General features: G+C 72.6%; 14 protein-coding genes. 11 read left to right on the top strand and 3 right to left on the bottom strand.

The features are described 5' to 3' along the window. Positions 1 to 23: 23 nt before the first annotated feature. Entirely contained in the window at positions 24 to 512 is a 489-nt protein-coding gene (locus ACWDEN_RS02115; RefSeq protein WP_450856733.1) for a MarR family winged helix-turn-helix transcriptional regulator, read from the bottom strand. A 130-nt stretch (positions 513 to 642) separates the two neighbouring features. Here ACWDEN_RS02115 and ACWDEN_RS02110 point away from each other — a divergent pair, with 130 nt between their 5' ends. After that, positions 643 to 1,533 carry an NmrA/HSCARG family protein gene (locus tag ACWDEN_RS02110; RefSeq protein ID WP_450856731.1) on the top strand — a complete coding sequence of 297 codons (891 nt, stop codon included), beginning with the start codon at positions 643 to 645 and terminating at the stop codon, positions 1,531 to 1,533. A 151-nt stretch (positions 1,534 to 1,684) separates the two neighbouring features. Continuing rightward, positions 1,685 to 2,398, top strand: a complete 714-nt coding sequence (locus ACWDEN_RS02105; protein ID WP_351615087.1) for a PH domain-containing protein — start codon at positions 1,685 to 1,687, stop codon at positions 2,396 to 2,398. Here ACWDEN_RS02105 and ACWDEN_RS02100 read toward each other — a convergent pair. Then, on the bottom strand, positions 2,395 to 2,787 hold the full coding sequence (locus tag ACWDEN_RS02100; RefSeq protein ID WP_450856729.1) for a hypothetical protein: 393 nt from the start codon (positions 2,785 to 2,787) through the stop codon (positions 2,395 to 2,397). The two genes, ACWDEN_RS02105 and ACWDEN_RS02100, sit on opposite strands and share 4 nt — an antisense overlap. Before the next feature lie 261 nt (positions 2,788 to 3,048). Between ACWDEN_RS02100 and mshD the strand changes: the two genes are divergently transcribed. The 9 genes from mshD to ACWDEN_RS02055 all read left to right on the top strand — a co-directional run bounded on the left by mshD (position 3,049) and on the right by ACWDEN_RS02055 (position 11,889). Next, a complete protein-coding gene (mshD, locus tag ACWDEN_RS02095; protein ID WP_351615084.1) occupies positions 3,049 to 3,975 on the top strand; it encodes a mycothiol synthase in 927 nt (308 codons plus the stop codon). A 92-nt stretch (positions 3,976 to 4,067) separates the two neighbouring features. After that, positions 4,068 to 4,454, top strand: a complete 387-nt coding sequence (locus tag ACWDEN_RS02090) for a GntR family transcriptional regulator (RefSeq protein WP_351615081.1) — start codon at positions 4,068 to 4,070, stop codon at positions 4,452 to 4,454. Next, complete coding sequence (locus tag ACWDEN_RS02085) at positions 4,451 to 5,347, top strand: ABC transporter ATP-binding protein (RefSeq protein WP_450856726.1); 897 nt, start codon at positions 4,451 to 4,453, stop codon at positions 5,345 to 5,347. The genes ACWDEN_RS02090 and ACWDEN_RS02085 overlap by 4 nt, the downstream gene beginning before the upstream one ends. Next, positions 5,344 to 6,360 (top strand): ABC transporter permease, encoded by a 1,017-nt coding sequence (locus tag ACWDEN_RS02080; RefSeq protein ID WP_450856724.1) that lies wholly within the window; start codon positions 5,344 to 5,346, stop codon positions 6,358 to 6,360. Before ACWDEN_RS02085 ends, ACWDEN_RS02080 begins: the two co-directional genes overlap by 4 nt. A gap of 128 nt (positions 6,361 to 6,488) precedes the next feature. Beyond that, positions 6,489 to 8,843 carry an RNA degradosome polyphosphate kinase gene (locus tag ACWDEN_RS02075; protein ID WP_450856722.1) on the top strand — a complete coding sequence of 785 codons (2,355 nt, stop codon included), beginning with the start codon at positions 6,489 to 6,491 and terminating at the stop codon, positions 8,841 to 8,843. Next, positions 8,824 to 10,050 (top strand): CHAD domain-containing protein, encoded by a 1,227-nt coding sequence (locus tag ACWDEN_RS02070; RefSeq protein ID WP_450856720.1) that lies wholly within the window; start codon positions 8,824 to 8,826, stop codon positions 10,048 to 10,050. Before ACWDEN_RS02075 ends, ACWDEN_RS02070 begins: the two co-directional genes overlap by 20 nt. A 19-nt stretch (positions 10,051 to 10,069) precedes the next feature. After that, positions 10,070 to 10,477 (top strand): NUDIX hydrolase, encoded by a 408-nt coding sequence (locus ACWDEN_RS02065; RefSeq protein WP_351615067.1) that lies wholly within the window; start codon positions 10,070 to 10,072, stop codon positions 10,475 to 10,477. 300 nt (positions 10,478 to 10,777) lie between these two features. Next, positions 10,778 to 11,626, top strand: coding sequence for a hypothetical protein (locus ACWDEN_RS02060; protein WP_450856718.1), 849 nt, complete (start codon positions 10,778 to 10,780; stop codon positions 11,624 to 11,626). 101 nt (positions 11,627 to 11,727) lie between these two features. After that, positions 11,728 to 11,889 carry a hypothetical protein gene (locus ACWDEN_RS02055; RefSeq protein ID WP_351615119.1) on the top strand — a complete coding sequence of 54 codons (162 nt, stop codon included), beginning with the start codon at positions 11,728 to 11,730 and terminating at the stop codon, positions 11,887 to 11,889. A gap of 77 nt (positions 11,890 to 11,966) precedes the next feature. Here the strand turns inward: ACWDEN_RS02055 and ACWDEN_RS02050 are convergent, their stop codons facing one another. Then, the gene (locus ACWDEN_RS02050) at positions 11,967 to 12,272 is read right to left on the bottom strand and encodes a metal-sensitive transcriptional regulator (RefSeq protein WP_020940900.1); all 306 of its coding nucleotides are present in this window, start codon (positions 12,270 to 12,272) and stop codon (positions 11,967 to 11,969) included.

Below are 12,272 nucleotides of genomic sequence, written 5' to 3'. Positions count from 1 at the left end.
AAGCGGCCGGTCTGGACCCCGGCTCAGTCCCGCTTCGGCAGGGCGCGCAGACGCTGGATCTGGGTGCGGCTCAGCTCGTTCGCGCGGCGCATGTGGCGGGTGATCGCCCGCAGCTCGTCCTCGCTGTGGTCGTCGAGCAGGGTCTGCCAGGTACGGCCGAGCTCGTCCCACACCGCGGTGACGCGGGCGATGCGCTCCGGCACCGGGGTGACCAGCACCCGCCGGCGATCCCGCGCATCCGGCGTACGGGCCACATAGCCGCCGCATTCGAGCCGGTCCACCAGCCGGGTGGCCGAGCCCGTGGTGAGGCCGGTCAGGTCGGCGATCTGGCGGACCGTGAGCGGCTCGGGCTCGATCGTCAGCAGGCTCAGGGCCTGCACATCGGTGGGGTGCAGGCCGAGGTGGTCGGCGACGGCCTGGTTGAACAGCACGTACGCCGCGTGGTAGCGCCGCGACTCCGTCGACAACTCCTCGTACAGCCGGGCCCGGCGCGGGTCGGTCGCGTCCGTCACGTGGCTCGCCTCCCAAAAAACACTGCACGGCGCAGCAAAACTCGGCTAGTCTCGCTAGTCTCCTGCGTGGCGCAACCATTGCGTCACACAGTAATCATCTGCCGGCCATCCTATCCACCGGGGGACACCCGTGCTCACCGTCGCCGTCACCGGCGCCACCGGCGCCCAGGGCGGAGCCACCGCCCGCGCCCTCCTGACCGCCGGCCACCGCGTACGCGCCCTGACCCGCCGCCCGGACTCACCGGCCGCCAGGGCCCTGCACACCCTCGGCGCCGAGATCCGCCACGCCGACTTCGACGACCCCGCCTCCCTCGACGCGGCCCTCACCGGCGCGGACGCGCTCTTCGCGGTCACCACCCCCTTCGGCACCGACACCGACACCGAGGTACGCCAGGGCAGGACCCTCGTCGACGCCGCCGCGGCCGCCCGCCTCGGACACGTCGTCCTCACCTCCGCCGCCCACGCCGACCGCGGCACCGGCGTCCCGCACTACGACAGCAAGCACCAGGTCGAACGGTACCTGTACGCGTCCGGCCTGCCCTGGACGGTGATCGCACCGGCCGCGTTCATGGACAACCACGCCGACGGCTGGACCCTCTCCGGCCTGCGCGAGGGTGTCTTCGGCTGGCCCATGCCCGCCGACCGCCCCTTCGCCCTGATCCCCGCCGCCGACATCGGCGCGTTCGCCGCACTCGCCCTCACCCGCCGGAGCACATTCCTGGGCCGCCGTATCGACATCGCCTCCGACACCCGCACCCCCGAGCAGATCGCGGCCGCGCTCACCACCGCCACCGGCTGTCCGATCAGCCACCACGAGGTCGGCCTCGACGTCGTCCGCACCCACTCCGCGGACCTCGCGGCCATGTTCGCCTACTTCACCACCACCGGCCTCGACGTCGACGCCCAGGCCGTGCGCCGCACGTATCCCGAGGTCGGCTGGCACACCTTCGCGGGCTGGGCGGCCGGGCAGGACTGGCCCGCCCTGCTGAGCGCAGCCCGCATCGACGGAGCCCCCGCATGAAAGCCGTCCACGACCGGGACACCGGCGGACGAGTACCGCGGCACCTCGCTGAAGGCCGCGATCAGGACCACCCCCTCCGCACCGCCCCGCACACGAGGTCTAGCCTCTCCTCGGTCGCGCGCCCTTCCGGTGCGCCGGGGAGGGGATCTCCATGGACGAGGGCGGGTCGGCACGGGTGTACCGCAGGCAGCGAAGACGGCCCCGGCAGGCCGCGCTGCTGCCGTTCCTCTTCCTGGGCAACGCCGTGCTGCAGACCATCCGCACCCGACACGACCTGCCGATCTGGTGGGCCCCCGTCGCCCTCGCCGCTCTCGTGGCGGTCGGCGTCTGGGGCGCCCTGTCGGAGTGGCGGGCGCACACCGTGGTGACGGCCCGGGGAATCACCCGCCAGGGCCCCCTGCGGGCGCGCACCTGGGCCTGGTCCACCGTGTACGACATCCGGATCGAGAACACCGGCAACCAGCGCCTCAACGTCCATCCCCGGTGGCCCGCCCACCTGTACGACTCCGAAGGCCGCCGCTTCCTGCTCCCGCAGATCAACGAGTGGCAGCTGGACGATCCCTACGCCGAGGTCGCGGCCCTGCGCGAGGCCGCCTGGCGGTACGGGATGCCCTACGGCCTGCGGGCCGAGACCGAGGAACGGATCCTGCGGCAGGCCGGGCGGCGACAGGGCTGGCAGTGGGCAAGCGTCGCGGCCGTGGTGGTGTTCGCCGCCATGCTCGTGGTCGCGCTGGCGGAGGACGTCGCCGGGACGCCGGCCAACCTCTGCCTGCTGCTCCTGGTGATACCGCTGACCACTTTCGCCCTGCTCGGGCTCCTGCTCGCCCGGTACTGCGCCACCCGCGCCCTGCGACTGCCGCGCTAAGGCCTCACCGGCGCAGCATCAGCGTGTCGTCGCCCGTCGGCACCGGGGGCGATCAGGGTGTCGTAGCCGTCGGGGAGCGCGGTGAATTCGGTGGTTCCGGAGGAGGGATGCGCCGGGGGCGTCGGGGTGGCGGACGTCAGATCTCTGTAGTACGCCTGGGTGAGGACGGCATTGCCGAGCGGCTCCGGAGAAGCGGCGCGCGGCGAGCGGGAAGAGGGGCGCGAGTACGAAGCCGGCCGGCGCGAGGTGCGGGGCAGGTCCCGCACATGCCGGAATACGGCCGCGCGCACTCGCGGCACGAATCTCTCGGCGGTCCAGGTGGCCAGGAAATACCCGAGAAAACCGACCGGCGCGGCGAGCGCGGCCACGACCACGCAGACGGTGATCACGCCGAGCCACCTGCGGTCCCGCGCGGGTCAGCGGCCAGAACCGGCGGACTTACCACAGCCGTGGGCACGGCGGCATTCCGTCCCCTTCGGTTTTCTCCGGTGAATCCCGACACCGAATGCATGACGGCATTCCGGAGCCAGGAAAAAGTCAATTCCAGCGCCGCCTGAATTGAAGAGCGCCGTGGGTAATTCACAGGTGATTTCGGAAACCGCGGCGCCATTCACATGGGTTTTACGGGACGGCTGCCGTACCCTCTACGCATGAGCAGCGACGACACCGTACGGGCCTTCCCCTCCCGCTCCATCGAGACCCACTCCGCGCTCACCCCGGACCAGGCCGATGCCGTGCGGGCCCTGCTCGCCGAGGCCGCCGCGGTCGACGGACAGCAGCCGGTGTCCGAGCAGGGCCGGCTGCAACTGCGCGGCGGTGCCCGCGAGGGCGTCTCGCATCTGCTGCTGACCGTCGACGGCGAACTCGTCGGCTACGCCCAGCTGGAGGACACCGACCCGGTGGAGGCACCGGCCGCCGAACTCGCCGTCCACCCCGCACACCGCGGGCACGGCCACGGCCGGGCGCTCGGCGCGGCGCTGCTCGCCGCCTCCGGCAAACGGCTTCGGGTGTGGGCGCACGGCGGGCATGCCGCCGCCCGGCATCTCGCCCAGGTGCTCGGCCTGACCCTGTTCCGCGAACTGCGGCAGATGCGGCGGCCGTTGACCGGTCTGCAGCTGCCCGACCCGATGCTGCCGGAGGGCGTGAGCGTGCGCACCTTCGTGCCCGGCAAGGACGACGCCGCCTGGCTCGCGGTCAACTCGGCCGCCTTCGCCCACCATCCCGAGCAGGGCTCGCTGACCCAGCGGGACCTCGACGACCGCAAGGCCGAGCCGTGGTTCGACCCGGCCGGGTTCTTCCTCGCCGAGAGGCGCGGGGAGTTGGTCGGCTTCCACTGGACGAAGGTGCACGCCGAGGAGGGCCTGGGCGAGGTGTACGTCCTCGGGGTCCGCCCCGGCGAACAGGGCGGCGGCCTCGGCAAGGCCCTCACCACGATCGGCCTGCGCCACCTGGCCGGCCAGCAGCTGCCGACCGCGATGCTCTACGTCGACGCCGACAACCAGGCGGCGGTGTCGGTGTACGAGCGGCTGGGCTTCACGACGTACGAGACGGACCTGATGTACCGCACGGAAACCTGACCCACGCCGGGACGAGGGGCGGTCGGCTTGACGACCGCCCCTTCCTTGCACCACCCTTTCACTACTCAATTAGTGAAAGGGTGGTTCAACGCGTGGTCGAATACCGCATCGACCGGCACAGCGGGGTCGCCACCTACGTCCAGATCGTCCAGCAGACCAAGCAGGCCCTGCGCATGGGCCTGCTCGAGCCGGGAGACCGGCTGCCCACCGCACGTGAGGTCGTGGAGGCCACCGCGATCAACCCCAACACCGTCCTGAAGGCGTACCGGGAGCTGGAGCGGGAGGGGCTGGTGGAGGCCCGCCGCGGGCTCGGCACCTTCGTGCGGCGCTCGCTCGGCACCACCCCGGCCGACCCCTCCCTCCGTACCGAACTGGAGGCATGGGCCGCAAGGGCACGCGAAGCCGGGCTGGCACGGGACGACGTGGCCGCACTCTTCACCGCCGTACTCGACACGCACTTCCAGGGAGAACGTTCATGAGCGACACGGCGATCGAGGCGACCGGCCTCGGCAAGCGCTTCGGGCGCCGGGGAGGCTGGGCGCTGCGCGACTGTGCCTTCCGGCTGCCCGCCGGGCGGGTGTGCGCCCTCGTCGGACCCAACGGCGCCGGCAAGTCGACGCTGCTCACCCTCGCCGCCGGACTGCTCCCGCCCACCGAGGGCCAGGTGCGGGTGCTCGGCACCGGCCCGGCCACGGCCCGCCCACGGGTCGGCTACGTCGCCCAGGACAAGCCCCTCTACACACAGCTCACGATCGCCGAGATGCTGCGCATGGGCGCCGACCTCAACCCCGGGCACTGGGACCCGGCCGCCGCCGAGCACGTCGTCGCGGGCGGCGACCTGGACCCCAGGGCGCGCATCCGCTCCCTCTCCGGCGGTCAGCGCACCCGGGTCGCGCTCGCCCTCGCCCTCGGCAAGCGGCCCGACCTGCTGCTCCTGGACGAGCCGATGGCCGACCTCGATCCCCTCGCCCGGCACGAACTGATGGGCACGCTGATGGCCCAGGCCGCCCAGTACGGCACCACCATCGTGATGTCCTCCCACGTCGTCGCCGAACTGGAGGACTCCTGCGACCATCTGCTGCTCGTCGGCGGCGGCCGGATCCGGCTGGCCGGCGAGATCGACGACCTGCTCGCCGCCCACGTCCGGGTCACCGGCGCCGCCGACTCCGCCGGGCTCGACGCGCACGCCGTGGTCGAGTCCCGGGTCACCGGCCGCCAGCTGACCGCGCTGATCCGCCCGGCCGGACCGCTCCCCGCCGACTGGCGCGCCACGGCGCCCACGCTGGAGGAACTGGTCCTCGCCCACCTGCGCAATCCCGGAGCCCCCGCCCTCACCACCACTCCGGCCGTCACCCAGGAGAGTGCCGCGTGACCCTCGCCATCACCGCCCCGACCGCCGTCCGGCCGCGCACGGTCCGCTGGCTGCTGCGCCTGCACCGCCCGGCGGTGTACGGATTCGCCGCCCTGGTGATCGTCCTGGTCGGCCTGGAGCTGGCCCTGGCCGGCCCGCTGGCCGATGCGGCGGCCGAGGGCTGGCGACAGTTCAACGCCTGCCACACGAGCGTCTGCTCCTACGACCAGGCCGCGATCCTGCGCTACAAGGACTACTACAACTACGCCACCTTCGCCCTGGACGCCCTGCCCTTCCTGCTGGCCGCCTGGGCCGGCGCCGCCCTGACCGGCCGGGAGCTGGAGACCGGCACCGCCCGCCTGTCCTGGACCCAGGGCATATCCCCGGCCCGCTGGCTCACGGTCCGCCTGGTCCTCCCCGCGGCCCTCGTCACCGCCGCCACCTGTCTGCTGGTCTGGCTGCACCACCGCGCCTGGGCGGCGGCCCAGGGCCGCATCGACACCGCCCCGCGCTGGTACGACCTCGTCACCTTCCACGCCAACGGCCCCACCATCGCCGCCCTGGCCCTCGCCGGGCTCGCGGCCGGCACCCTGGCGGGCCTGCTGCTGCGCCGTACACTGCCCGCGCTGGTCCTCGGCGCGCTGGTCACCACCGGCGTGGCGGTCCTGGCCCAGCAACTGATGCCCCACCTGTGGCCCACGGTCACCCAGGTCACCACGCTGAAGCAGGGCGGCATCGGCGCGGCCATCGTGCTCGACCAGGGGCTGGTGTCCAGGTCCGGCGCCCACCTGCCCATGCCGAACTGCACCAGCGAGGCGGCGTGCGACGCGGCCTTCGCGAAGGCCTCCGGCTACTACAGCGTCTACCACCCCTACTCCCACTACTGGCCGCTCCAGCTCACCACCAGCGCGCTGCTGCTGGCGGTCACCGCGCTGCTCGCGCTCGCCTCCTGCCTGGCGCTGCGCCGGCAGACCGGAGCGCTGCGGACGGCCGGGACGGCCGGGGAGGCGAAGGGCTCCCTCGTCACCCCCTGATCACCGCTGGATTTCCGGCCCCCGCGCCCGTTCAGGCGCGGGGCACGTCCCCCGGGAGCCGCCCCGCGCTATCCCGCACGTCATGTCTCCGTAACCATTGATTCAGCCAGACTTGCGACGCTCGGCCAATGAAGCCCGTCGTGCCAGAGCCTTCGCCGCCCCCCGAGGGGCCCGCGGGGAACGGGGCCGTGACGCTCCCGCCCGCACGTTCCGACGCGCCCGTCATGCCCGTGGCGCGGAAGAATGGGGTCATGAGTCAGCCAGACACCCAGGCAGAGGTCCAGCGCATCCAGCCCGACGTGGGCTCCATAGCCGCGCACCGCACGCATGTCGCGCAGGGCGCGGTGTCCGACCTCGAACCCGACCTCGACGCGGACCTGGACGCGTACGAAGAGTCGAAGGCCGAGGGCACCCCCCTGCCGCAGGGCCGATTCCTCGACCGTGAGCGCAGCTGGCTGGCCTTCAACGAACGCGTTCTGGAGCTGGCCGAGGACCCGAACACGCCGCTGCTGGAGCGCGCGAACTTCCTCGCGATCTTCGCCAGCAACCTGGACGAGTTCTTCATGGTCCGGGTGGCCGGTCTGAAGCGCCGTATCGCCACCGGGGTCGCGACGCGCTCCGCCTCGGGGCTGCAGCCGCGCGAGGTGCTGGAGATGATCTGGGCCCGCTCGCGCGAGCTCATGGCCCGGCACGCCGCCTGCTACCACGAGGACGTCGCCCCCGCGCTCGCGGAGGAGGGCATCCACCTGGTCCGCTGGAGCGAGCTGACCGACAAGGAGCAGGCGCGCCTGTTCACGCTCTTCCGGCACCAGATCTTCCCGGTCCTCACCCCGCTGGCCGTCGACCCCGCGCACCCCTTCCCGTACATCTCCGGCCTCTCCCTGAACCTGGCCGTCGTCGTACGCAACCCGGTCAGCGGCCACAAGCACTTCGCCCGCGTGAAGGTGCCGCCGCTGCTGTCCCGCTTCCTGGAGAGCAGCCCCGGCCGGTACGTCCCCATCGAGGACGTCATCGCCGCGCACCTGGAGGAGCTGTTCCCGGGCATGGAGGTGCTGGAGCACCACACCTTCCGCCTCACCCGCAACGAGGACCTGGAGGTCGAGGAGGACGACGCCGAGAACCTGCTCCAGGCCCTGGAGAAGGAGCTCATGCGGCGCCGCTTCGGCCCGCCGGTGCGCCTGGAGGTCGAGGAGTCCATCGACCGCGAGGTGCTGGACCTGCTGGTCCGCGAGCTGAAGATCTCCGAGGCCGAGGTGTACCCGCTGCCGGGCCCGCTCGACCTCACCGGCCTCTTCCGCATCCACAGCCTCGACCGGCCCGAGCTGAAATACCCGAAGTTCATCGCCGGCACCCACCGTGACCTCGCCGAGGTCGAGTCGGCGTCCGCGCCGGACATCTTCGCCGCCCTGCGCACCCGGGACGTGCTGCTGCACCACCCGTACGACAGCTTCTCCACCTCGGTGCAGGCCTTCCTGGAGCAGGCGGCGGCCGACCCGGACGTCCTCGCGATCAAGCAGACCCTGTACCGCACCTCCGGCGACTCCCCGATAGTCGACGCGCTCATCGACGCCGCCGAGTCCGGCAAGCAGGTTCTCGTCCTCGTCGAGATCAAGGCCCGCTTCGACGAGCACGCCAACATCAAGTGGGCGCGCAAGCTGGAGGAGGCCGGCTGCCATGTCGTCTACGGCCTGGTCGGCCTGAAGACGCACTGCAAGCTGTCCCTGGTGGTCCGCCAGGAGGGCGAGACCCTGCGCCGCTACAGCCACGTCGGCACGGGCAACTACCACCCGAAGACGGCACGCCTGTACGAGGACCTGGGCCTGCTCACCGCCGACCAGCAGGTCGGCGCGGACCTCTCCGACCTCTTCAACCGTCTGTCGGGCTACTCCCGCCGGGAGACCTACCGCCGCCTGCTGGTGGCCCCCAAGTCCCTGCGCGACGGCCTGATAGCGCGGATAGACAAGGAGGTCCAGCACCACCGCGCGGGCCGGCCGGCGTTCATCCGGTTCAAGGTCAACTCGATGGTCGACGAGGCGGTCATCGACGCCCTCTACCGCGCGTCCCAGGCGGGCGTGCCGGTGGACATCTGGGTGCGCGGCATCTGCGCCGTCCGCCCCGGCGTCACCGGCCTGTCCGAGAACATCCGGGTCCGCTCGGTCCTCGGCCGCTTCCTGGAGCACTCCCGGGTGTTCGCCTTCGGCAACGGCGGCGAGCCCGAGGTGTGGATCGGCAGCGCCGACATGATGCACCGCAACCTCGACCGCCGGATAGAGGCCCTGGTGCGGGTCGTCGACCCCGCACACCGGGCTGCCCTCAACCGGCTGCTCGACACCGGCATGTCCGATTCGACCTCCTCCTGGCACCTCGGTCCGGACGGCGAGTGGACGCGACACGCGACCGACGCGGACGGCCAACCCCTGCGCAACGTCCAGGAGATGCTCATAGACGCCCGGAGGCGCCGGCGTGGCACAGCAACACCTTGACCCGACGGACCCCACGGCCGAGGTGGTGACGGGGGACGCCCTCGCGGCGTATCTGCGCGCCCAGGCCACGGAGTTCCTCCGCGCCCTGCGCCTGCACCGCGAGACCGGCGGCAACGGCGGCGGTGCCCCCGCGCATGGGGGCGCCCCCGCCCGAGCGAAGCCGAGAGCGGGGGAGTACGCGAGCGTGCGGGAGGGCGGCGCGGAGGAGTCCGTCGACGCGGCACGCCTGCTGCGCCGCTCGGCCCGCCGCATCAGCGGCAGCCTGCACACCTTCCGCCCGCTGCTCGACCCCGGCTGGTCCGAGGAGATGCGCCCCGAACTGGCGTGGCTGTCCGGCACGTTGGGCCTGGAGCACGCGTACGAGGCCCGGCTGGAACGGCTGTTGCTGGCGTTGCACCGGCTGTCGGGGGCGACGGTCCTGCCCGCCCAGGCGGTCGGCGCCGTGGGCGCGGGCAGCCGTGCCGCCGGGGCGGCGCCCGTCCCGCTGAAAGCGGCACCTTCCCACTCCAGCGGCCCGGCCGACCCGACGGCGACTCAGGAACGCGGCAACCTCACGGTGGGCGCGGCCAAAGCGGGCGCCCTGCTCGAACGCCAGCTGACCCTGGCCCGGACCCGGGCCCACTCCACGGCGCTGCAAGCCCTCGGCTCGTCCCGCTTCCACGCCGTCGCGGACAAGGTCGCCGTACTCGCCAGCGAGGTCCCCCTCACGCCCACCGCGCCCACCACCGATCTGCGCCCCCTGGCAGCCGCTGCGGAGGAACGGCTGACAGACGCGATCGCGGCGCTCCCGCTGGTCGTCGCGGGCCACCCGTACAACGCGGAGGCCCTGGTGCACGGACTGTCCCCGGACCCGTCCCCGCACCCCCAGGACGGCCCCTGGCACCAGGTCCGGCTGCTGCTGCGCCTGCACCGGTACGCCCAGGAGGCGCTGCACGCCGACGGGGGCAGCTCCCAGCTCGAGCCGAGCCGAGAGCCTGGAGGAGCAGCCGTGGACGCACGGCTGTCGGCGGCCGGCCAGGCCCTGAACCGGCACCGGGACGCCTCGGAGGCGGCAGCGGCGGCGGCCCAGGCCGCCCGTACGCCCCGGATCGCCCCGGCGACGGCGTACGCGCTCGGCGTGCTCCACGCCGACCAGCGGCACGAGGTGGAGGCCGCCAGGTTCGCCTTCCAGCAGGCCTGGCAGAAGCAGACCGTCAGCACACCCTGAGTTCTGCCGAGGAGGCGGTGTGAGCGAGACGTTGGTGCGGGCGGCCGGCTGCGTGCTGTGGCGCCGCTCGCCGGTCTCCGGTGACCTGGAGATCTGTCTGGTCCACCGGCCGAAGTACGACGACTGGTCGCACCCGAAGGGCAAGCTCAAGCGCGGCGAGGACGCGCTCGCGGGCGCCCTTCGGGAGGTCGCGGAGGAGACCGGGTACACGGCCGCGCCCGGCGAGGAGCTGCCGACCCTGCGGTATATGGCGAACGGCCGCCCCAAGCAGGTGCGTTACTGGGCGGCCGAGGCGGTCCGCGGGCACTTCGTGCCGAGCGCCGAGGTGGACCGGATCCTGTGGCTCTCCCCCGCCGCGGCCCGCAGCCGCCTCACCCAGCCCCGCGACCGCGAGCTGGTCGACGCGCTTCACAGATCCGCCGCGTGAGCCTCCGCGTCCGTACGGGCCTGACTGCGGGCCCGGCGGGCCGGACCGCGCCAGCCGCAGGTACAGCGGGCCACACAGAAGCGGCCCTGTTCCGTCGTAGAGGTGAGGTGCTCCTGCCCCTGCCGGACTCGCTCCGGCCCCTCCTGCTGCGCCACACCGACAACGTTACCGACACCGCGGTCGAAAAGGGCTCGTCTGTCTTCCCCCACCCCCGGCGGCGCGTGACGACGCCCCCTACCCGTCGTTAACCGGACGTGTAGGGGGCCCGTGACGGACGTACCGGCTGGGGGTAGGCAGGCGATGTTTCGGCGGCAGCACAGGAACGCGGGCAGGACGGTCGTCGCGGTGGGCATCATGCTCGGTCTCGGGGCGGGTGCCACGGGCTGTTCCGGCAGCGGGGCCGCCGCCGAGGACGTCAAGGGCGGGGGCGATCCGGTCGCCGTGCTGCAACGGGCCGCCGACACCCTGGGCGGCGCGGGCAGTTCGAAGGCGACCACCTCCATGGAGATGGCCACGGGCGGCACCCGGGTCACCATCCGCGGCCAGGGCGTCTACGACTACCGGCACCGGCTCGGCCGGCTCACCGTCGTCCTGCCCGAGGACCCGGCGGGCACCTCCGAGCACCAGCCGATCACCGAACTCCTCGCCCCCGGCGCCCTGTTCATGAAGAACCGGGGCGCGGGCGTGCCCCCCGACAAATGGGTCCGGGTGGACACCGCCACACTGTCCGACGGCAACCTGGTCACCGGCGGCGCGACCGACCCGTACGCGGCGGCCGAGGTGCTGCGCGGGACGCGGACGGCGAGCTACGTCGGCAGGACCGAGGTCGGCGGGACCGCGGTGCGGCACTACCGGGGCACGGCGGATCTGAGCAGCGCGGCCCACCGGGCCTCCGCCGAGAACAGGGCACCCCTGGCCGCGGCGGCGAAAGGGTTCGCCACGGCCGAAGTGCCGTTCGACGCCTACCTCGACGACCAGGGCCGCATCCGCAAGCTCAGGCAGCGCTTCAGCTTCGTCAACGGCCGGCAGAAGACCCCCGTGGCGGTCGCCTCGACCACCCTCCTCTACGACTTCGGCGCCCCCGCCGACGTAGGGCTGCCGCGCTCGGCGGACATCTACGCGGGCCGTATCGCCGAGGACGGCAACTAGTCCGCGGCACCACCCCGTAAGTAGCCCGTCCGTGCCATGCGCGGTGTGTAGAGCGCTGCCTACTCTAGGAAGTCGGTGACGGCAGGGAAGAGGTGAGGCGGGTGGCTCCGGTCGGCGGTACGGCGGTGCAGGACCACGTGGCCCTCGCCGAGATCGAGCTGTGCGGAGAGCTGATCATCGCGGCCTCCGCTGCCGAGGACCGGCTCAGCCTGGAGAGCATCGACGCGGTGCTGCGGGTGGCCGAGGAGCGGCAGTCGGATTGAGCCACCCGGCGACGGGTCTCAGCGCCCCGGGTTCAGGTGCGCGGGAGAGCCGGGCTCAGGTGCGCAGGGAGCCGGGCTCAGGTGCGCAGGAGCCGGCCGATCGCCTTCGTCGCCTCGTCGACCTTCGCGTCGATCTCGTCGCCGCCCTTCAAGGCCGCGTCGGCGACACAGTGCCGCAGATGCTCCTCCAGCAGCTGCAGCGCGAAGGACTGCAGGGCCTTGGTGGAGGCGGAGACCTGCGTGAGTATGTCGATGCAGTACGTGTCCTCGTCCACCATCCGCTGCAGGCCGCGGATCTGCCCCTCGATCCGGCGCAGCCGCTTGAGGTGCTCGTCCTTCTGCTTGTGGTAGCCGTGCGTGGCGCCGGCCTCGGTCGTCGTCAT

This window comes from Streptomyces sp. NPDC001153 (assembly GCF_053598315.1).
The sequence above is the reverse complement of the archived record's forward strand: the minus strand, read 5'-3'. Positions and strand labels throughout refer to the sequence as shown.

Bases quoted from the DNA above. Each gene is read 5' to 3' on its own strand.
- ACWDEN_RS02060 (WP_450856718.1), top strand. From the start codon at position 10,778: ATGTTTCGGCGGCAGCACAGGAACGCGGGCAGGACGGTCGTCGCGGTG.
- mshD (WP_351615084.1), top strand. From the start codon at position 3,049: ATGAGCAGCGACGACACCGTACGGGCCTTCCCCTCCCGCTCCATCGAG.
- ACWDEN_RS02085 (WP_450856726.1), top strand. From the start codon at position 4,451: ATGAGCGACACGGCGATCGAGGCGACCGGCCTCGGCAAGCGCTTCGGG.
- ACWDEN_RS02105 (WP_351615087.1), top strand. From the start codon at position 1,685: ATGGACGAGGGCGGGTCGGCACGGGTGTACCGCAGGCAGCGAAGACGG.
- ACWDEN_RS02050 (WP_020940900.1), bottom strand. From the start codon at position 12,272: ATGACGACGACCGAGGCCGGCGCCACGCACGGCTACCACAAGCAGAAG.
- ACWDEN_RS02075 (WP_450856722.1), top strand. From the start codon at position 6,489: ATGAAGCCCGTCGTGCCAGAGCCTTCGCCGCCCCCCGAGGGGCCCGCG.